Consider the following 21,144-nt stretch of genomic DNA (forward strand, 5'->3'; position numbering starts at 1 on the left):
CTTTGCTGTGATTCAGCGAGATCAGCCGAGCTTCAGGTTTCTTGATACCAGTCTTGGATTTGAGACGGTAACAGATCCGCATCGTTGCCAGACCGTTGATCCGTGATCTGGATTGCAGTCCCCCCTGCTCTCTGGAACGTTCTGCAGTTGACCTCCAGGTCATCCAGCAGCAGTGCATCTCTGAATTCAAGTGCATGCGTGCTCAGCCAGCTGCCGTAAAACCGTTCTGGATTCTCTCGTTTCAATACACGTTGTGTGCAGGAGCAGAGCACGTCATCAAATATTTGAACTGTGGAATGGAATGAAATCATTTTCTCTTCCACGGATTGAGTTGTTAACGACCTCTGACCGTTTGCGTGTTGAAGCGCCTCCTGAAAATAGTCCATGTTGTCGGTCGCCAGGATGATTCCGATTCCCTGCTGCCGGGTCTCTCGCAAAATCTGAACCAGCCGCTGATTGACCTGCATCAACTGGCAGTCCTCGACCAGCTTGCGTCTCAGGTAGCCAGGGGGAAACGAGTCATCCGCCTCGATGTCTAATCTGTTGACGATCTGATTCGCAGAAATATCTCCCCGCATCCAGTCATGGATCAGTGACTCGTCACTGAAAAGTGTTTCAGTTGCGACAGTCAGCCCGTGGTGCAGGGGATGGTCTGTATTGCGGAGAATCGAAAGCCAGAACGGATCGCAGGACAGCACGCCATGCCAGTCAACAAAGATCACCTTGTTCCAGACTGGCTTGCGTTGTGTCGGCATGGTGCGGCTTCCCTGCGGGCCGGTGGTCAATCCAGTTTCTTGGGCTTCTGGTTCGGGGGCTGATCCGTCTGAGCTGCCTGATAGAGTTGCTCGATGAATTCGTCGGTCATGCCTGATTCTTTGCGTCCTTCACGGTTGAAAGTATCTCCCACGGACAGGGCCGCTCGAACCGGCCAGTGCAGATGCTGCTCGTAGGCTTCCCAGTCTGAAAGGTGATCAGGTTTCAGTTGACGCAGCCAGTGCAGTCCAAAAGCAACGTGCTGAATTTCATCACGATAGACGACCTTCATCAAAGCCGCACTCCGCTGATCGCCGGCATCGAGAAAATACTGTTCGAATTCCAGGGTATGATCCAGGTTACGTCCCTCAAATGTGAGGGGCAGGCCGGCCAGATAATCGAGCAGACTCTCGTAATTGAGCGCCTTCTTCCAGATGTAGCAGTTTACGGGCAAAGTGCCGAACTCCAGTCCCAACACGGAAGCCCGCTCCTTGTGCATGCGCGTGTGGCGCTGCTCGTCCGCCATGATTTTGCACATACCCTGCCGAAATTCCGTCGGCGCATCGGGAAACGCACACAGAATATAAGCCATCACTTCCAGCGCCTGCAGTTCGTGGTTCGCCATGATGTGATGCGCCAGCGCCCGTTTCTCCTGTTCCAGCAGTGCCGAGGGTTTGGGCATCGCGGGCGCGGTCCGGGGCGGGGCGAATTTCAGGTTGGCGGGTCGCCCCGGCTCACGAATACGCAACGGTTCTCCCGGAGCTTCATCTGTCAGTATTTCAGGTGCAGGAATCAGCTTCTCTTCCAGTGACTCACTTAAGAGAACCCGTTCTGCAAAAGCACGAATTTCCATGTCGATGATCGTTAACCAGGAGTATGATTTCGGGCGCGAAAGAGGGCCACGCAGCCGATGACTTTCACTTCCACGTCAGTATAGCGACTGACCAGCTGGGATTGTAACTCATCCAGACTGTCTGCCGTATTCGTAAAGTATTTTTTCTGATTGTAGACGTGCATCAGACGTCGGGCCAGAAATCCGCGGGGGACTCCCTGGTGCAGAATGGTGGAACCGGAAATCAGAGCTCCCGGATTCAACCAGGGTCCCAGATGATCAAACAGAACTGCTTTTGTACTGAGGTCACCAGGCAGACAATGCAGCAGATAATTCAGACTGACCGAATCGAAGGGACGCGGTTGATCGGGCAGGGGAGAGAGTACGTCTGCCTGATACACTTCCGGCTGATAACGCGCGCTCCGCTTTGCGGCAGCGGCCAGACTGTTGGGATTCAAATCCATCAACGCCAGCCTGACATCCTCAGAGGGAAACGTGCAGTGCTCCAGGTAATAGCCGGTCCCCACGCCCACATCGAGATGATTGGCTGTCAGATTCTGATTCATCCAGTTTAAAATATGCTTCGTGCGGCACTTCCAGATCAGGGAATTGGAAATCCCCAGGACCCAGAGATCGTAGATCGAAAGCATTTTTCGAGTGTAAACCGCCTGCCCGGCGGCGGTGTCCGCAGAATCCGCATTCATTGGTGTCGCTTCTTTCGAAGATCATGAGAGCGTTAGTATCAGCCGGTGGCTCTGACCAGATACCCGCCCGGCAGACGTTTGACCACTTTCCGCATTTCCAGAACCGTCAGCGTGGATAGAATGCGGGACGAGTCGAGATTACTGGATTCTACAATTTCATTCAAATGCTGCGGCTCGAGTGTGACCAGATTCAGCACATCCCGCTCAAAATCACTCAGCGAAAGTTCACGCGGCGTATGGACTTCCCGGTTTTCTGACACCTTCACTGGTGATTTCGCTGGACTCAATCCTTCCAGCACGTCTTCCACGCTCCGCACGAGCATGGCACCGTCGCGGATCAGATCATGGCAACCGGCACTGGCGGGATGGTCAATGCGTCCCGGAACCGCGAAAACATCGCGTCCCTGCTCATACGCGTGTCGAGCGGTATGCAGAGCGCCGCTTTTACGTCCCGCTTCAATTAACAGGACTCCCATGGAAAGCCCGCTGATAATGCGATTCCGTTGGGGAAACAGACCGGCCACCGGAGCCTGATCCAGCGGGAACTCAGTCACCAGGGCTCCCTGTTCGGCAACCTGCTCTGACAGTTCCTGATGTTCGGGAGGATAAATGTGCGAGAGGCCCGTCGCCATGACAGCGATTGTCCGGCCCCCCGCCTTGAGTGCACCCCGGTGCGCAGCCTGATCGATGCCGCGTGCCAGTCCACTCACTACGGTCACCCCGGAGCGGGCCAGGGCCCCGGCGATCTTTTCTGCCTGCTGCAGACCGTAGTGGGTACACTTTCGCGAACCGACAATCGCGACCGCCAGTTCATCTTCCGGCAGGATTGAACCTTTACAGTAGAGCAGGGCAGGGGGATCGGGCATTTCCCGCAACAATGACGGATAATTGTCAGACTCTTCAAACAGGATCTGGTATCCCGCCGCACGACAACGCTTTAGTTCTTCCTCTGCCGTCGATTTCGACGTCCTGTAAATGATAGCGTTGGCCAGTTTGTCACCGATCCCTGGTACATTCAACAAATCCTGCCGGGGGGCATTTAAGATCCGGCCAGGAGTTCCAAACTGTTCCAGCAGGGTACGGCGGATGCGTGGCCCCACTCCCTGAATCAGATTTAACTGGATCTGGTCCAGCAATGATTGCTCTGATTCGGAGGATTCCGTGGGCATAATATTGCCTGTCTCGACTTTTAAGGATGTGGACCAGATAGATTTACGTACGTACATGTTCCCATAAAAGTCGTGAAAAAACAACTAAGATCATCCCTCAATCCCGGGGAAGGGGGGGCTGACACTTGACAGCGACCGCCGTTTACCTCTAAACACGAAACACATCGTTCTGAATTTCCAGGAAGGCCAGGTTTATGCTGGATAAGATTTTCTTTATCATCGCCTGCATCATTATCCCCGTCTTATGGGGAGTGATCATCAACTGGATTTTCAATCAATGGCAAGACCGCTCGAACAACAATTCTGATGACGACTACATTTTCCCCGACTATCAGATTTGAGGCGGTGTGAAAATGGGCGTAGGGTTGATTGATTTTCTGCTGATCTCACTGACCGGGGGCGCGATCGGTTTTCTGGCAGGCATGTTCGGCGTCGGCGGAGGTTTTCTGCTGGTCCCCATTCTGAATATCGTGCTGGGAATCCCCATGGAACTGGCGGTCGGCTCCAGTGCCTGTCAGATCCTGGGACCCGCGACCACCTCATTACTGGCCCGAAAAATCAAAGTCCGGGATCTGGCATTTCCCCTCGTGATTACCGGCGGCCTGTTTCTGGGCGTGATTGCCGGAACCAGTATTCTGGAAAAAGCGAAACAGTCGGCCACGATTCAGTTGAATGGTCAACCGATTATTGTCGCTGACCTTGTGGTACTCGTGGTCTATTTCCTGATGCTGCTGGGACTGGCCATCATCTCCCTCAAGAGTGCCCATCGTCCCGATTCAGAATTGAAAGATGCCTTTTTCAAAGACCGGTTTCTAATCCCCCCTGTTACTTCGTTTCCCAATCTGTTTGAAGGCTCGCTCTCGATTCCCGTCATCGCCTGGTTCGGACTGGGACTGGGGCTGATCTCCGGACTGCTGGGCATTAGTGGCGGAATATTGCTGTTGCCCATGCTGATTTTCGGGCTGGGAATCCCCACACACCGCGCCATCACCTGCAGCCTGGTAATCGTCTGGATCGTGGCATTTCAGTCGACTATTGCTCATGCGTGGCACGGCAATATCAGTATCGAAATCGTGATTGCTCTGTTGCTGGGGGGAACCATTGGCGCACGCCTGGGCTCGGACCTGAATTCGCGACTCAAAGGCCTGCAGTTAAGACAGCAGTTTGGCTGGTTATTACTGTCGGTGGCTCTTATGATTGGAATACGGCTGATCTATCTCTTGGTCAGCTGATTCAAATGAGAACCTGGTTTATCAGTTCCAGATCTTCCTGGGCCGAACCGACGAGAATGAGGCCTGTTCGTCAGCAGGATATGACCTGGATTTTTTAAAGAGGGAGATGAATTCATGGCAGAGAAATCCATTCTGTTTCTGGCGGGTGATTATGTCGAAGACTATGAAATCATGGTGCCGTTCCAGGCGCTCACGATGGTCGGCTATCAGGTTGACGTCGTTTGCCCTGACAAAAAAGCGGGGGACATCATCCGCACTTCGATCCATGATTTCGAAGGGGATCAGACCTATTCCGAAAAACGGGGGCATAACTTCACCCTGAATGCAACGTTCGCGGATGTGAATCCGGACAGTTACACTGGTCTATTGATTCCCGGCGGACGGGCTCCCGAATACATTCGCCTTAACGAACGCGTACTCGAAATCACGCGCAGCTTCTTTGACGCAGGCAAACCGGTAGCGGCCATCTGTCACGGGCTGCAATTACTGGCTGCGGCAGGGGTCCTCAAAGACCGCAGCTGTACGGCGTACCCGGCCTGTGGCCCCGAGGTCAATCTGGCGGGAGGCACCTACGTGGAAACGGCCATCGATGGCGTCCACGTCGACGGGAACCTGGTTTCATCCCCCGCCTGGCCCGCCCATCCCCAATGGCTGGCTGCGTTCCTGAATGTACTGGGAACCAAAATTGAGCTCTGAGATTCATAGACAGCACGTCGTGCTGAATTCGTCTTTTCTGGAGATTACTGATGTCCTGCTGCTCTCTTAACTGGTCAACCATCGGGGCGACGCTGGGTGGACTGGCTGTCATCCTGGGCGCCTTCGCTGCGCACGGAATCGATGGCTACTTCGCGGAAAAATACGCCGGTCAGGTCAAAAAAGTCACTGGCGTAGAAGTTCCTGCAGCCCAGAAATACCTGAATGACTTTAAAACCGGCGCCCAGTATCAGATGTATCATTCTCTGGCGCTGCTGGCCGTCGGTTTTGCCGGAATTACTTCGCGAAAACAGAAGCTGCTGAACATCGCAGGCTGGTGTTTTCTGCTGGGAATCATTTTTTTCTCCGGCAGTCTTTACGTTTTAACCTTGAGCGGTCAAACTTTCTGGGGAGCGATCGCGCCCATCGGGGGTACGCTGCTGATTGTCGGCTGGTTCACGCTCGCCGCGGGAATCTGTTCCTGTGGCGGGGGCTCGACCACTTTCACAGACGGCCCTGAAACTCCTGCCTCGACCTGACGCTGCCCCTGTGCGGCTCTGATTTTTTAAATGATGATGCAACACAATCATCCCCACCCTATTCAGGATTAAAGATCTCATGCTGATTTTTGACGCCCACCTTGATATGGCCTGGAATGCCTGCGAATGGAACCGCGATCTGGAACTACCGGTCAGTGAAATTCGCAAGTTTGAACGCCAGTTCGAAAACATTACCCCCGGCGAAGCCACCGTTTCCTGGCACGCACTCCGCAAGGGAGGCGTGGGAATGACCATCTCCACGCTGCTGCCCCGCCTGCATCGCAAAGACGCTGCATTGACGCATTACCAGTCGCGCGAAGCCGCCTATGGAGTCGCCATGGGCCAGTTGGCTTATTATCGGGCGATGGTAGAGAAGGGGGTCCTGCGTGAAATCCCGGACAGTAAGACATTAAAAAGCCACGTCGAAGAGTGGGAAGCCAACGAAGCAGCCGCCCGCGAAGAGGGGAGTTCCATTCCCATCGGTTTTATTCTGAGCATGGAAGGGGCTCCGCCCATCCTGTCGCCTCAACAGATCGAGCATTGGTATGATGCGGGCCTGCGGATCCTGGGCCCCGCGCACTATGGGCCAGGTCCTTACTGCTATGGCACCGGAAGTACGGGTGGTCTCAAGGAAGAAGGCCCCGCATTGCTGAAAGAGATGGACCGGGTCGGCATGCTGCTGGATGTGACTCACCTCGCTGATCAGTCCTTCTGGGAAGCCCTGGAGATTTACCAGGGACCAGTACTGGCCAGTCACCATAACTGCCGCGCCCTGGTGGACGCGGACCGTCAACTCACCGATGAGCAGATCAAAGCCCTGATCGAACGTGGGGCGGTCATTGGCTGTGCCTTCGATAACTGGATGATCAAGCCCGGCTGGACCATCGGCGTTTCCGATCCCAAAACCACTTCGATGGAAGACATTGCCAATCACACTGACCACATCTGCCAGCTGGCAGGAAATGCGAAGCATTGTGGCATGGGAACCGACCTGGATGGTGGTTTTGGTAAAGAACAGACGCCGCACGACCTGGATACGATTGCTGATCTGGAAATGTACGCCGGGATCCTGGAAAAACGGGGGTACAGCGCTGCAGACATCAAAGGCATCATGTCGCAGAACTTTATTGATTTCTTCCTGAAAGCACTGCCTGCCGGTTAATACGACACCTGCCAAACCAGCTGAAACGCCGTATCTTATTGATATCCTATAAGATACGGCGTTTTCTTTTTCTGATTCAAAACATTTGAAAAAGTGTCAAGAACCGCATCCCTCGGACGAATAACTCTCTGTAACGTGGCCGATCGGTTTGGCCTACGGTTCCGAATCGAACATTACTTGTAGTGAGAGGGAGTCTGGACAATGTTATTTTTTGGTAAGAAAATTTTGATAGGTGCTGCAGTGCTGGCCACGCTGGGAACCTTCGTCTTTGGCCGCGATGTCATCAGTTATATGAAAACGGCCGGCACTTCGGTACGGGATGCGGTGAAATCGGAAGTTCCCGTCGATTTCGAAGTCGAACGTGCCCGGAAGATGGTGGAAGATCTGGTTCCGGATATCCGGCGTTGCATGCATGTGATCGCTGAGCAGCAGGTGGATGTGGAAACCCTGCAGCAGGAAATGCACGAATCCGAACTGGCGATGAAACAGCAGAAAGAAGCGATGTTCACACTGCGATCTGACCTGGAGTCAAACGACACTGAATTCGTTTACGCCAGCCGGACCTACTCCAAAGACGATATCCGCAGCGACCTGGCTCAGCGGTTTGACCGCTTCAAAGTGGCCTCCGAAACGCTGAAACGGAATCAGCAGATCTTGAAGGCCCGCGAAAAAGCCCTGGATGCCAATCGCGAAAAGCTGGAAAACATGCTGTCCTCGAAGATGGATCTGGAAGTGCAGATCGAACAGCTGGAAGCACGTCTGAAATCCGTCCAGGCTGCTGAAACTGTCAGCAATCTTCAGATCGACAACTCGCAGCTCACACGAGCCAAGAGCCTGATCCGCGATCTGAATAAGCAACTGGACGTCAAAGAAAAGCTGCTGGACGCCGAAGGCAAGTTCACCGGCCTGATTCCCGTCGATACCAAAGCGGAAGAAAAACGGGATGTCGTAAAGCAGATGGATGAATACTTCAAACTGAAATCCGGCGACAAGGTCGCTGCACAATAATCGCTCTAAACGAGAGCAGAACTATTGGCGCGAGGGGGTGGCAGGCAGGCTTCGTTCAGAAACGGGACTGCCTGCCCCCGTTGCCTGTTTTGAAATTCAGTGAATACAGCGGTAAAAACATGATTCTTTAGACCAATTCGTTTTCTGATCCGTTAAAATTAGAGAGTAAACGGACCATCACTTCTCAGTTTTTCTCAGGGGAATTCCTGTGGGCTTCTTTTCTCCGACATCCAGGGACAGTCAGCAACCGGCAGCACCGTCTGTCTCGGGAGCGAATTACCTGCTGTGGATTGACGGGGTGGGAACCTGGCTGGTCTATCTGCAGGACACGCTGCGGATTGGTGGGCCGGGAAGACCAGGCTCCACCAGCCCCCTGAGCTCAGAATGGGCGGACCTGGCATTGCTGTCGAATCTGTCGCGGCACCATGCGACGATTGCCCGCTCCGGGGAGAATTATTACCTGGACGCCAACGCTCCCGTGTTCTGCCAGCAGCGTCCCGTGAATGAACGTATCTTGCTGACTGATCGGGCGGAGCTTAGACTGAATCAGGATACCATTCTGACCTTTACCCAGCCCACCGCACTCAGCACCTCTGCCTGTCTGGAATTCACCAGTTTTCACCAGCCTCAACAGAGACTGGACGGGATCGTGTTGATGGCAGAGAACTGCCTGCTGGGGGCAACCGGGGAAAATCATGTTGTCTGCCCCAAGTGGCCGGGTTCAGTGGTCATCTATCGGCAGGGAGACCAGATTCTCTGTCGATCGCGACAGGAGATTTATGTGAATGAGGAACCTGCCTCACAGGGAGCCGTTTTAACCCCGGGTTGCCTGGTGAGTGGTCCTGACCTTCGCTTTCGATGGGAGGTTATTGTTTAAACGGATTCGGGGTTGTCTCGCGCTAATCACAATTTGTAACTATGGAAATCGGCATCATGTTCTCTATTTTTGGTTTGTTATTCGCTTTTTTGACTTTTGCGTTCGGAATGCTTTGCTTTGCGTTCTGGATCTGGATGCTGATCGACTGCCTGAAATATGAACCATCTTCTGGAAATGAGAAGATCATCTGGGTCCTGATCATGGTCTTTTTACCTGCGCTGGGATCGCTGCTGTACTACATCGTCAGGCGTCCAGAACGCATTAAACAGACGGGACAGTAATACTTACGAAAAAAATGAACCAGTATGACTCTGTGAACGTTATTCAAACAGAGTCATCGGAATGTACCGTACGACAACGACGTTGTTTAACGGATGGAAGCGGCCATGAAATTCACCTTCGCACCAGAATCAAAGCCTCTTGAAGGATTTACGATCAAACGCGCCATCGATCGGGGCGGTTTTGGCGAGGTGTATTACGCCCTGACCGATTCCGGGAAAGAGGTGGCGTTAAAGCTCCTGCAGCAGAACATGGATGTGGAACTGCGGGGAGTCACCCAGTGCCTGAATCTGAAACACCCCAACCTGGTCACGATCTTCGACGTCAAAACCGACCGGGACGGCGATCACTGGGTCGTGATGGAATATGTTTCCGGACAGGGGCTGGACAAGGCGCTCCAGCAGTATCCCAACGGGATGCCGATGGAACAGGTTCGCTACTGGCTTTCCGGGATTTCGGAAGGCCTGTCGTATCTGCACAGCCGCGGTCTCGTACACCGTGATTTGAAACCGTCTAACGTCTTTCGGGATGGCGAGATCATCAAAGTCGGCGATGTGGGCCTGTCTAAATTTATTACACACAGCCGCCGCAGCGCGAATACCCAGAGCGTCGGCACGGTCCATTATATGGCCCCCGAAGTGGCACGGGGACGCTATGGCAAAGAAGTCGATGTCTACGCGGCTGGCATTCTGGTCTACGAGATGATCACCGGCGTGGTTCCCTTTGACGGAGAATCGACGGCGGAAATCCTGATGAAACATCTTTCGGAGAAACCGGATCTCAGTCGGCTGCCCGCCTACCTGCGCGCGGTCGTGGGACGGGCACTGGAGAAAGATCCACAGCAGCGATTTTCCGACATTAAGCAATTCAAACAGGAATTTGAACGTGCCCTGTTCCAGCGTGATTCTGTTACGGAAATCCCCGGAGATTCGTTTGAGTTCGAACCTGAGAACCAGGGAAACGTACAAACATCGAGTGGAACGCCGTCTCACGCAAATCAATCCGACAAAAACTGGGCACGCATCCTGCTATTCTTACCTGTAGTCCTGTTGCTGGGGATTCTGGCATTGGGACTGGTCGCGGCCCTGGTGGGGGTTTTCGCCGGTGCGCCGCTCTTCCTGTCGGGGCTTTTGATCTGTGCTTTTTGTGGCGGACTTCTGCTCACCGCGAACTCAAGTCGGCTGCTCTTCTCTGGATTGTTTGCCGCCATTGTGAAAGGTCCACCTCCCATCAGCGATCTCTGGGACAAACAACCTCCGCAGGATGTGCAGGCCGCAGCCAGAACATATCGCGCAGAAGCACTGGAAGAAACACAGATTATCCGCGATCGGGAACAACAGAAAGCAGCAGAATACCGACGCCGGACACAGCAACGGCAGCAGCGCAAACCCCATTATGCCAGATCATTGACACCACTCACCCCGCGTTTTGTCTCGCGGCGTCTACGGACCTACGATTTATGCAATTCGATGGTCAAAGCCGTTGTCTGTACTCTGGTCATTACTGCTGGCATCGTCTGCTTCACGGATGGCAGAATCGCCAATGGTTTCTGGAGTGGCGTGGATCTGGCACCACTGGGACTGTTGATCTTTGGTACGCTGCTCGCATCCTGGAGCGTGCTGCTGGTCTCAAAACTTACCGAGGGAAAATCCTTCGATAACAGTACCCGGCGGATCATCTGGCTGGGAACTGGCGTTTTGGTCGGCTCCATGATCTATCTGCTGCAGACCGAACTGTTGCTGACCGACCTGCCGGACTCCCGCGGAATGTACCTGGGCTTAAAACCTCTGTTCAACGTGATTGGACCTTACTCGCTGGTCCTGCCAGATGGGCAACCGAGCCTGATTTCGTATGTGGTTTTCTTTGGGCTGCTGTTCTGCTTCCGTCGCTGGTGGTGGCACGCTGATGCCTTTCGGCCGCGAAAATTCAAGGTCAGCTCTGTACTGCTGACGGTCTTTGTCGCTTACGTCATCTCAGCCATCTGGGCCTTTCCGGTCGTGATGGGACTGACCTGGGCCGCCATCATCTCCAGTGTCGTACAACTGTCCGCCTCCTGGATTCATCCCGATCAGCGCATCATTGAAATGAAGGAGGCACAAGCATGAGCTCACAACCAGATCTGACATTGACTACGGACTATCTATCTTGGGGCATGGGCATCCTGCTGCTGTTTCTCATTGCCTTGGCACTACTCATCTTTCTAGTTGTAAAATACCAACCCAGACTTCTGCTGGCATTCGTGGGGATCTGTCTCGTGATCTTTCTCCCCGTCGCCTTCCTGTTCATGTCTTATGCCGTCCATGAGGTAAGAACGGGCCCGACCGTGATACAGCAAGCAACTGCAGACTCATCTACGGCTACCGTTCAAAATACGGTTATCGATTCATCACATATCCCGCTGCCCACCCTCCCGTTGGAAGCTCAAAAGCCGCAGTCAACGAACGCGTCTGAGCAGAGCAATCATTCCGGAGATCAGATTGCGCAAACTGAGCCACTGCCCGAATGGATCAACGCAGAACAGCAGGGCTCGGTCAACTCGAAGCGGGTCTTTGAATCCGGACTGTTTGCTACCCGGGAAGAGGCACTGCAGGATGCACTGGGAAAAGCCAGTCTGAAACTGGCAGAATCGCTGCAGGCCGAGCACCCACAGTATCCGCTGGCAACAAAGCAGATTAGTCCGGAAGCGGTACGCCATGTCGCCTTAAGGCGCAGTTATTACCAGACGGTCGAACACGACTTCGGAGACGTCTTAAAGTCCGGTAAGCCGTTCAAGCAGGATATGTACCGGGCCTACGTGGAAGTGGAAATCTCCCCGTCGGTGAAGAAGATCTTCTATACGAAATGGAAGCTGCAGGCGGGCAATCAGCGTGTTGCCTGGCTGGGAGGCGCCTTTGGTCTGGTGACCCTGCTGTGCTTTGGAGTCTCCGTTTATTTGAGAGCTGCGCAGCCATAGGCTACAATCCGGACTGACGGAACCTTCTCTATTTAAACGCAAACATACAGATTCCTTATGCCGATCGACGAAGCAGACCAACTCCTGGTATCACAGATCAGACAGGGCGACTCGGATGCCTGGGCCGAACTGATTGCGCGATTTGAAGGACGGTTGCTGGCCTTTGTCGACAGCCGCCTGCGGAATCGCGCGAGCAGCGAAGACGTCGTTCAGGAAACCTTTATGGGATTCCTGATCAGCATCCCCAATTATGACGCCAACACTCCCCTGGAGTCCTTTCTGTTTGCCATCGCCTCGCATAAATTGACGGACCTGTTGCGCAAACAGGGACGACGGCCAACGATCCCCCTGTTTCCCCATGAAAACGGCGAGCGGGAAAGTTATCGTGAACCGGCGGGCCGGACCCGCGTCGCCTCCAGTCTGGCACGGAGTAAAGAACGCAAACACAAGGAAGAGCAGGTCATCTGTGACAGCCTGCAGACACTGATCGAGGGCTGGATCAAGAATGGCGAATTTGAACGGCTGCAGTGTATCGAACAGCTGTTCGTCTCAGGCAAAGCCAATAAAGAAGCCGCCTCAGCGCTGCAGATTTCCGAACAGGCGGTCGCCAATCACAAACACTTTGTCGTGGGCAAGCTGAAAGATGCCATTAAGACCGCCCAGATTCTGGATGCCGACCTGCAGGGGTTGGGCTTAAACTGAAAACCACAGCGCGCAGCAAAAAGCCTCGTCCGAACATCCCGGGCGAGGCTTTATCTGTTTTCAGATCGGCAACAGGTGCTGCCACATCAACTTAGAACTTGATGTGCTTCCGTTTTGCCTTGCGTGCCTTGGCACTGGCAGGACGGCGACCGTGGTTTGCTTTTTTCAGTTTACGCTGTGTTTTAGCCATGACTTTATCCTTCGATGGTCTTCAAATTATATGATGTAAGACCACACAATTACTGATGAGGTCTGCAGAATCTCTTTCGTAACGGGTCGGGTATTCTAGTCGAACTTCCTGAGGAAAAAAAGCCATCCCGCTCAATTTCAGCGACTCTTCACCGAAATCATCATGTTTTAGAAGTGATTTTGGCTGGAAATCCCTCTCGAAAACGCGCTGACATGTGGACTGGTGTTCCGTTTTGCGTTAGCATGGCATAAATCAATTGAACACTGGACATAATTAAACGTATTCTTCGATGGCAGAGACCCCCTCATGCTGGCCAAGCTTTATACCTATTCCCTGTTTGGCATTGATGCCAGGCCGGTCGAAGTCGAAGTGGATATCTCCCCCGGAGCGATGCCCAAGACCATCCTGGTCGGTCTGGCGGAAGCGGCCGTCAAAGAGAGCACGCACCGCATTGAACGGGCCCTGGTCAATAGCGGCTACAATCGACCGATCGACCGGATCGTGATTAACCTCTCTCCGGCCGACCTGCCTAAAGACGCCGCTTCCTTTGATCTGCCCATCGCGCTGGGCCTCTTGACCGCCAGCGGGCAACTGACTTCGGAACGCTTCGAAGACTACGCCGCAGTCGGTGAGTTGGCCCTGGATGGAACGATTCGCCCCATTCGGGGAGCCCTGTCGATGGCCCTGGCTGCCCGCGAGCAGGGGAAGCAGGGCCTGCTCGTCCCCGTACAGAATGCCCACGAAGCTGCCGTGGTTGAGGGACTGGATGTCTTCGCCGTCGGCACCCTTGCAGAAGCGGTCGGTTTCTACACGGGAGCACTGCCTGTCGAGCCGGTCGAATTCAGCTGGGAGGAGGCCCTCGAAGAGCACGGGCAATACGACATCGACTACAGTGACGTGAAGGGACAGGAATACGCCAAGCGGGCCATCACAGTCGCTGCCGCAGGTATGCATCATCTTTTGATGATCGGGTCTCCGGGGACAGGCAAGACACTATTGGCCTCGCGGATCAGCACGATTCTGCCGCGTCTCTCGCAGGAAGAAAGCCTGGAGACCACGCGGATCTACAGTGCGATGGGGCGTCTGTCGCGAAATCAGTCGCTGGTGATGTTACGTCAGTTTCGCACACCGCATCACACTATCAGCGAAGCAGGCCTGGTCGGAGGCGGCTCCACTCCTGCGCCCGGCGAAATCAGCCTGGCGCATAACGGATTGCTGTTCCTGGACGAGTTGCCTGAGTTCAACCGCCGCACACTGGAAGTGTTGCGACAGCCTCTGGAGGGAGGGGAAGTGACCATCTCCCGCGCGATCGGCAGCGTCACTTTTCCCGCGAACGTCATGCTGATCTCCGCCATGAATCCCTGTCCCTGCGGCTATCTCTCCGATCCCCGCAGAAAGTGTTCCTGTAATCCGATGCAGATCGAACGCTATCTTTCCAAGATCAGCGGCCCGCTGCTGGATCGGATCGACATTCATATTGAAGTTCCGCCTGTTCCGTTTCGCGAGCTGTCGAATCAGACCTCAGGCACCAACAGCCAGACCATGCGCGAGCAGGTGCTGGCAGCACGCGAGATCCAGGCCCATCGATTTGCCAATGAAAAGACCTCGCACAATGGACGGATGACACCGCGAGAGTTGCGAAAATACAGCCAGCTGGCCTCGGATGGAGAAGGACTGTTGAAAACCGCCATGGAAGAGATGGGGCTCTCTGCCCGGGCACATGATAAAATCTTACGCATCAGTCGCACGATCGCGGACCTGGACCAGAGCGATCAGATTACCGCCGCCCACGTCAGTGAAGCCATCAATTACCGAACCCTGGATCGGCAGTTCTGGTCCTGACATCAGGAGTTGATTCAGGGGGTGCGACCGGCCACGGTGGACGACTCTGCCAGATGTGAGATGGTCTCCAGCAGCTTCTGCTTATTCACAGGCTTTGTCGCGTACGCATCACAGCCCGCGTTTAGACATTTCTCCATGTCGTTCTTCATCGCGTGTGCCGTCAATGCGATGATCGGTCGTTTATACCCCGCCTCTCTGAGTTTGCGAGTCGCGGTATAACCATCCATCACAGGCATCTGCATATCCATTAACACAAAGTCATAAGGAGTCCCGGCTGTCTGGGCCACCAGAGCCTGTTCGTAACCGAGCTTGCCATTATCAGCGAGATCGACCTGCATCCCCTCTTTTTTCAACAGGAATGAAATCAGTCGCTGATTGTCCAGACCATCTTCGACAATCAGAACGCGACGGGAAGCGAGACTGTTTGTGAGATCGAGCGCATGCTCCTGATTTTGCTCCAGAGCCGCTTTTCTGATACTGCTCGCATCGAGCTGCAACAGGCGAACCCCTTCCAGCGAGCCGGTATTCACGGAAATTGTAAAAGTACTGCCGACTCCGACTTTGCTGGTAACCTGAATCCGGCCTCCCAGCATTTCCACCAGGCGTTTTGAAATCGCCAGCCCCAGCCCCGTACCACCATATTTTCTGGTCGTCGAATTGTCGGCCTGGGTGAAAGGCTGATAGATCTGTGCCAGGGCCGCTTCTGAAATACCTATGCCGGTATCGATCACATCGAACTGCAGTTGCGCACATGAATCTTCCAGATTGATGGTCCGGATGCACAATTTCACCGATCCGGTCTCGGTAAACTTGATCGCATTTCCCAGCAGGTTAATCAGTACCTGGCGCAGACGCGTCGGGTCTGTAATGATGGTTTCCGGAATCGGATTCTCAAATTCGATTTCCAGTTTCAGCTGTTTCAAATCTGCTTTCACCTGCATCAAGGCGGCAATATCACGAATGATTTCCGGCGTGTTGACTCGTACCTGTTCCAGTTCGACCTTGCGGGCCTCGATCTTGGAGAGGTCCAGGATGTCGTTGATGACACCAATCAGGTATTCCCCGTTGCGCTTGACGATATGGGCTGCTTCGATGTCTTCATTGTTTTTCAGGTTCCCCAGCAGGATATCCGTAAAGCCCAGAATGGCTGTCATTGGCGTACGGATCTCATGGCTCATGTTCGCGAGGAATTCACTCTTGGCATCACTGGCGGCTTCAGCCCGTTTACGCGCTTCGTTTAACGAGCGTTCGTATTCTTTTCGCTCGCTGATGTCCTGAATGATGCCGGTAAAAATTTCACGATCAGCCAGTACCACCGAGCTCACTGCCAGTTCTGCTGGGAAGGTCGACCCATCCTGTCGTTGCGCCACAATTTCCTGACGGGAACCGATGGCTCGCACCAGCTGTGGATTCAGATCTCCATCAGAATATTCCTGCTGCAGCTGCTGATGCAGGGGAGGACTCAGCAGGTTGATATTCTGGCCGATCACCTCGTGGTTGAGGTAACCAAACAGGTGCTCTGCCCCCAGATTGAATTCCTCAATCTTTCCATCCAGGTTGATCGTAATAATGGCATCCATCACATTATCCATGATGGAGCGATATCGCAATTCTCTGTCTTTGACATCCGAAAGCAACACTTCCTGGGCATCCAGCACGCGGTTGTACTGGTAACCCACGATGCCGGCTTCAGTGAAATCATCGACTTCGGCCCGCGAGGTGTTATCGCCCTTTTCGTGGGCAATCATCGTCTCCAGCAGACTGTGCAGTTCTGTTGACGCACCATGCTCTGCCACATTCAAACCGATCTTTTCATCCTCCAGGGAGACCCGGATTGGCAGAAATCGATTCAGCAGCCACATACAGGACCAGATAAACCCGAAGCTCCAGACAAAGCAGACCGCCGCCCCAAGAGCCTGAATTCCCAGCAACTGAAGTCGCGAGAAACCGTCTGGCAGGAGTTCTGCTTCGGCAAACAGAGCCACAGCCAGAGTGCCCCAGACACCGGCGAAGCCATGCACGGGGATCGCCCCCACAACATCATCCACCTGAAAACGCTTCTCCAGTAAACAGCATGAGCCTAACATGACCGCACCGGCGATCAGACCGATCAGAATGGCGCTGGGATAGGAGACCACATTGCAGGAAGCTGTCACTGCCACCAGCCCCGCCAGTGATCCATTAAAGATATTTTCCACCGAGATCTGTTTCGAAGAGCACAGTTCCCAGACCAACGCAAAGACGCCCCCCGCGATCCCCGCCAGAATCGTATTCAAAATGATCGAAGGGACCTCGCCATTCAAAGCCAGCGTACTCCCCCCATTAAACCCGAACCAGCCAAACCACAGGATTAAAAACCCGAGTGCCGCCAGTGGTAGATTGCTTGCCGAAAAACGGGACTTCTCTGCGTTCTGATTGAAACGTCCCGTGCGCGGTCCCAGGATCAGAACGGCTGCCAGAGCAGACCAGGCTCCCACCGAATGCACGACACTGGAACCGGCAAAGTCCATGAACCCCAGCTTCCCCAGCCAGCCTGCAGGGGCTCCAGAGGCATCCGTGGCCCATGCCCAGTGACCAAACACGGGATAGGCGACTGCCCCAATCGCACATGCCAGAATCACGTAGGAACGAAACCGCATCCGCTCGGCGACGGCTCCGGAAGAGATGGTCATCGCCGTGCTGCAGAAGACAAGCTGAAACAGAAACACCACTGTGAGCCAGTGAGTCGAGCTGGAATCTGCAAATACAAAACCGCTGGTTCCGATCAGGCCCTGGAATGACTCTCCGAACATGAGCCCATAGCCGAACAGCCAGAAGATAAAGGTACCAATAAAGAAATCGACGACGTTTTTCGTCGCCACGTTGATGCTGTTTTTGGAACGTGACAATCCTGATTCCAGGCAGCAGAAGCCGGCCTGCATCAGAAAAACCAGACTGGTACAAAGTAAGACCCAGATGGTATTCGTGGTTAGCTCGTAAGACATCGACTGAGGGGCTTTCAAGTCATGCAACCACAATCATTTCGAAGCACAAAATGATTGTCAGATTATGGGAACTGATTTTTGTAAATCTAGATCCGCATTACAGACAGTCAAAAGAAAACTGGGGGGAATCCCTCATATTTCGACCCTGCAGTCCAATTTGCCCTGCATCCGCTTGCAACATGACTAATTGCTATGATCAAACCAACCGGCACACGCCTATCAAAAGGCACCGTGTCTTGAAAGTATCACTGGTATAACCTGGTCTCAGGGAGCACGTTTGCACTACGAGACTGCATTGTCAGCAGCCGAGACCGCTTCCAGTGAGAGCGGATTGGGTTCTGCGACCGGCGGAAAGCAGCCGGGGGCGTTATCCGCATACCATTCCTGCAATACATCCCGCCATTGATCGGCTGTTTTGACGGAAATAAATGCATCGCGAACCGCCTTGCGCTGCGGATGCAGCTCGGAATAAAATATCCCGAATTTCCGCATGGTATTGCAGACCTTTTTCTCACCATAGAACTCACGGGCCAGTGCAAAGTGATCTGCAATCACTGCCCGCTGCTCGTGGACATCGGGCGGCGTGATGCTCTCTCCCCGCAGCAGGCGTTCGGTCTGTTGAAAGATCCAGGGATTCCCAATCGCCCCCCGGGCAATCGAAACGCCATCCACTCCCGTGACGCGGAGCATATCCAGGCAGGCCTGTGGGGAAAACAGGTCGCCACTGCCGATCACTGTTCGTTCCCCCGCCTGCTGTTTGACCCGCTTCAGAAACTCCCATTTACTGGAGCCCACATATTTTTGCTCCACCGTCCGACCATGGACTGTGATCGCCGCCAGGCCCCGTGCATAAGCGCCTTCAAAAATGCGAAAGAAGTTTTCTTCCGATTCCGGGCTGTCATCAATGCCGCGCCTCATTTTCAGAGTCACGGGAATCTGTTCGGGAACGGTATCCCGAACCCGGGAAATAATCTCCAGCGCCACCTCAGGCTGTCCCAGGTGATACCCACCCCGACAGCGGCTCATCACTTTCTTTACAGGACACCCGAAGTTGATGTCAATCACATGAAAGCCCGCTACGACCAGCTTCTCTGCCGCCGGTCCGAACTCTTCGGGCTCTGAGCCCATCAGCTGGCCTCCCACCGGAAATTCATCCTGGTGGCAATACATCATCGCCAGCTGCTTTCCCTGCCGGGACTGGTTGATCAGCCGATCGATCATCACCTCGCACAGCGTATAAGCGGCTCCCAGACGGGCCGCGATGACCCGCATCGGATAATCGCTGTAGCCACTGAGCGCCGCCTGATACAGAGGCGATTTGAGCTCGTAAGGCCCCAGGGAAACAGGTTGTAATTTACTGTCTGACATCATCTCGAATTTCTCACACTGGTTGAACAGTTACCGTGCAAACTGTTCTAATAAGTCACGGGTCATCTCGCCTGGATGCTCATGATTACAAATCACGCTACTGACCGCGACACGGGTTGCTCCGGCCTCCAGTACCGCCGACAGGTTGTCTGCATTGATCCCACCGATGGCAAACCAGGGCAGGGTAATCTCAGCGGCCACCTGCTTCACAAAATCCAGACCCGCATATTCTGCTTCAGTAAAGTTTTTGGTGGCAGTCGTAAATGTTGGTCCGACCCCCAGGTAGTCGGCTCCGTCCAGCACCGCCTGACGCGCCTGTTCGATGTTGTGCGTCGAAACGCCGATGAAGCGACGCGAACCGACGATCTGCCTCACCTCACGCACCGGCAGTTCGTCCTGTCCCACGTGTACGCCGTCGGCGTCAATCGCCACCGCGAGATCCGGACGATCGTTCATGATCAGAATCGCCCCCGCTTCCCGCGTCCATTTGCGAACCCGTCTGCCATGCTCCAGCAACCGACGGTCAGACAGCTCTTTTTCGCGGATCTGAACAATCCTGACGCCCGCCGCCAGTGACTCACGAATCGCCGGACCGGAACCATGGTGACACAGATTTTCCGATGCCAGCAGATACAACTGACAGTCTTCCAGTCGATGTTGACTGGATACGCAGGTCAAAACACTCTTTTCCAGAGTATACAACGCATACCGCATCTGTTTAAAGATGGCAGCTGCTTCCACGGAGATCAGTTTGCCAAACTCCTCCAGCGTGCGCGCCGCCTCCTGAACCCGCTTCAGGTTGGCTTTCACCAGGTGTTCCAGGGAAGGGCGGTCGAATTCCGAAGTGGAACTGATTGCCGTTCCCACATCCTGCAGAGTGTCGCGGCTGGCAATCAGCGATTCCTGCCCGATGAACTGCAGCGCCTCGGTCAGCTGATGTCGCGTCGATTTCAGCAGCCTGGTCAGATGGGCATCATCCAGTGTGAACCGCAGGAAATCTTCCACCACCCGCAGCCCTTCCCGCAAACGATTGGCAGCCGCATCGATGGTCCTGAACGTATTGGTCTGGTCGCTGACCGTTGCAGGGACGGTCCGAAAAGCAAAATCAACGTCGATCGGCTCTGCGACATGCTGATTCTGACTCTGAAAGGTAGCCTCCACGGAATCCGCAGAAATGGCCCCCTGGCTCAACAACCACTGTGTATGCGGCCCTTCGGTTTTCAATACCCCCCATAACAGGTGTTCGCTGCCGATTTCGACTGGCAGACTCGTCTGGCTGGCCTGCTCGAGGGCCTGATTCAGGACGTCACGCAGCGCCGGAAATCGTTGTATCGCCTGAGACAGCTCGAGCGGGACCTGAGTCGCAAACAGGTCGGATTCGGCCTCCGTTCCGGGCAGAGTCAGTTCAAATTCCTGCAGGATCATTGCCTGCGCAATCTGGTGCGCCAGCAGGATTTCCGCTGCCCGCGACTCTTCATGCGCCAGGGCTGCCAGCAGATGCCGGGAGTCCGTCGCCTCAGCTTCAGAAGCGCCGCTAATCAGTTCTGCCAGACCCAGGGCTCGTTGTGCGCCCGCGGTGAGTAAATGTTGCATCTGTCTCTGGTATTTTCACAAAACGGGAGAGGTTAATTGACTGCCAAAGGAGCCCCGTAACAGGATCCCTCAGAACAATCGTAATTGAAATAGCTTAACCGATCGAATGCTTATCTTGCCACATTTGGGTGTGGGTACTAGAATTAAGGTTACCGGATCTGCCGAATATGTGGATTTTGCAGGTTTCTCGCAATGAATATCTCCGTTACTTCTCCCCGGGAACGGGCAGCAGAGATTTTCAAGAGGCACCATCGGAAACCCGAC

20 protein-coding genes are annotated in these 21,144 nt (G+C 54.2%); 12 read left to right on the plus strand and 8 right to left on the minus strand.

What is annotated here, in order from left to right; translation table 11 throughout:
* Positions 1-32: 32 nt before the first annotated feature.
* The 4 genes from Enr10x_RS28480 to dprA are packed head-to-tail and all read right to left on the minus strand — an operon-like array spanning position 33 to position 3,458.
* Positions 33-755: an HAD family hydrolase gene (locus Enr10x_RS28480; RefSeq protein ID WP_145452452.1), complete on the minus strand. Its 723-nt coding sequence runs from the start codon at positions 753-755 to the stop codon at positions 33-35.
* Between the two features lie 26 nt (positions 756-781).
* On the minus strand, positions 782-1,606 hold the full coding sequence (locus Enr10x_RS28485; protein ID WP_145452453.1) for a ferritin-like domain-containing protein: 825 nt from the start codon (positions 1,604-1,606) through the stop codon (positions 782-784).
* An 11-nt stretch (positions 1,607-1,617) separates the two neighbouring features.
* Positions 1,618-2,289 (minus strand): class I SAM-dependent methyltransferase, encoded by a 672-nt coding sequence (locus Enr10x_RS28490; RefSeq protein WP_145452454.1) that lies wholly within the window; start codon positions 2,287-2,289, stop codon positions 1,618-1,620.
* Positions 2,290-2,327: 38 nt separating this feature from the next.
* A complete protein-coding gene (gene dprA, locus Enr10x_RS28495; RefSeq protein WP_145452455.1) occupies positions 2,328-3,458 on the minus strand; it encodes a DNA-processing protein DprA in 1,131 nt (376 codons plus the stop codon).
* A 194-nt stretch (positions 3,459-3,652) separates the two neighbouring features.
* Between dprA and Enr10x_RS30135 the strand changes: the two genes are divergently transcribed.
* From Enr10x_RS30135 to Enr10x_RS28545, 11 genes are all read left to right on the plus strand, one after another.
* Positions 3,653-3,799: a hypothetical protein gene (locus Enr10x_RS30135; protein ID WP_197994829.1), complete on the plus strand. Its 147-nt coding sequence runs from the start codon at positions 3,653-3,655 to the stop codon at positions 3,797-3,799.
* 12 nt (positions 3,800-3,811) lie between these two features.
* Positions 3,812-4,690 (plus strand): sulfite exporter TauE/SafE family protein, encoded by an 879-nt coding sequence (locus Enr10x_RS28500; RefSeq protein WP_145115477.1) that lies wholly within the window; start codon positions 3,812-3,814, stop codon positions 4,688-4,690.
* Positions 4,691-4,804: 114 nt separating this feature from the next.
* Entirely contained in the window at positions 4,805-5,386 is a 582-nt protein-coding gene (locus Enr10x_RS28505; RefSeq protein WP_145452456.1) for a DJ-1/PfpI family protein, read from the plus strand.
* A gap of 50 nt (positions 5,387-5,436) precedes the next feature.
* The gene (locus tag Enr10x_RS28510) at positions 5,437-5,922 is read left to right on the plus strand and encodes a DUF423 domain-containing protein (protein WP_145115482.1); all 486 of its coding nucleotides are present in this window, start codon (positions 5,437-5,439) and stop codon (positions 5,920-5,922) included.
* A 79-nt stretch (positions 5,923-6,001) separates the two neighbouring features.
* Positions 6,002-7,084 carry a dipeptidase gene (locus tag Enr10x_RS28515; protein ID WP_145115484.1) on the plus strand — a complete coding sequence of 361 codons (1,083 nt, stop codon included), beginning with the start codon at positions 6,002-6,004 and terminating at the stop codon, positions 7,082-7,084.
* A gap of 201 nt (positions 7,085-7,285) precedes the next feature.
* The gene (locus Enr10x_RS28520; RefSeq protein ID WP_145115486.1) at positions 7,286-8,092 is read left to right on the plus strand and encodes a coiled-coil domain-containing protein; all 807 of its coding nucleotides are present in this window, start codon (positions 7,286-7,288) and stop codon (positions 8,090-8,092) included.
* 208 nt (positions 8,093-8,300) lie between these two features.
* The gene (locus Enr10x_RS28525; RefSeq protein WP_145115489.1) at positions 8,301-8,969 is read left to right on the plus strand and encodes an FHA domain-containing protein; all 669 of its coding nucleotides are present in this window, start codon (positions 8,301-8,303) and stop codon (positions 8,967-8,969) included.
* 56 nt (positions 8,970-9,025) lie between these two features.
* Positions 9,026-9,250, plus strand: a complete 225-nt coding sequence (locus Enr10x_RS28530; protein WP_145115491.1) for a PLDc N-terminal domain-containing protein — start codon at positions 9,026-9,028, stop codon at positions 9,248-9,250.
* 105 nt (positions 9,251-9,355) lie between these two features.
* Positions 9,356-11,353 (plus strand): serine/threonine protein kinase, encoded by a 1,998-nt coding sequence (locus Enr10x_RS28535; RefSeq protein ID WP_197996291.1) that lies wholly within the window; start codon positions 9,356-9,358, stop codon positions 11,351-11,353.
* Complete coding sequence (locus Enr10x_RS28540) at positions 11,350-12,201, plus strand: hypothetical protein (protein ID WP_145452457.1); 852 nt, start codon at positions 11,350-11,352, stop codon at positions 12,199-12,201. Before Enr10x_RS28535 ends, Enr10x_RS28540 begins: the two co-directional genes overlap by 4 nt.
* A 57-nt stretch (positions 12,202-12,258) precedes the next feature.
* The gene (locus tag Enr10x_RS28545) at positions 12,259-12,903 is read left to right on the plus strand and encodes an RNA polymerase sigma factor (protein ID WP_145452458.1); all 645 of its coding nucleotides are present in this window, start codon (positions 12,259-12,261) and stop codon (positions 12,901-12,903) included.
* A 91-nt stretch (positions 12,904-12,994) separates the two neighbouring features.
* Here the strand turns inward: Enr10x_RS28545 and Enr10x_RS30725 are convergent, their stop codons facing one another.
* Positions 12,995-13,093, minus strand: a complete 99-nt coding sequence (locus tag Enr10x_RS30725) for a 50S ribosomal protein bL37 (protein ID WP_002645378.1) — start codon at positions 13,091-13,093, stop codon at positions 12,995-12,997.
* A gap of 306 nt (positions 13,094-13,399) precedes the next feature.
* On the opposite strand from Enr10x_RS30725, the gene Enr10x_RS28550 reads away from it, so the two are divergent.
* Entirely contained in the window at positions 13,400-14,935 is a 1,536-nt protein-coding gene (locus tag Enr10x_RS28550) for a YifB family Mg chelatase-like AAA ATPase (protein ID WP_145115500.1), read from the plus strand.
* Positions 14,936-14,949: 14 nt separating this feature from the next.
* Here the strand turns inward: Enr10x_RS28550 and amt are convergent, their stop codons facing one another.
* From amt to Enr10x_RS28565, 3 genes are all read right to left on the minus strand, one after another.
* Complete coding sequence (gene amt / locus Enr10x_RS28555; RefSeq protein WP_145115503.1) at positions 14,950-17,919, minus strand: ammonium transporter; 2,970 nt, start codon at positions 17,917-17,919, stop codon at positions 14,950-14,952.
* A 282-nt stretch (positions 17,920-18,201) separates the two neighbouring features.
* A complete protein-coding gene (locus Enr10x_RS28560) occupies positions 18,202-19,290 on the minus strand; it encodes a tRNA dihydrouridine synthase (protein ID WP_232093173.1) in 1,089 nt (362 codons plus the stop codon).
* A 27-nt stretch (positions 19,291-19,317) separates the two neighbouring features.
* The gene (locus tag Enr10x_RS28565) at positions 19,318-20,880 is read right to left on the minus strand and encodes a thiamine phosphate synthase (RefSeq protein WP_145115506.1); all 1,563 of its coding nucleotides are present in this window, start codon (positions 20,878-20,880) and stop codon (positions 19,318-19,320) included.
* Positions 20,881-21,144 lie beyond the last annotated feature (264 nt).

The organism is Gimesia panareensis (genome assembly GCF_007748155.1).
Taxonomy (GTDB): Bacteria; Planctomycetota; Planctomycetia; order Planctomycetales; family Planctomycetaceae; genus Gimesia; species Gimesia panareensis.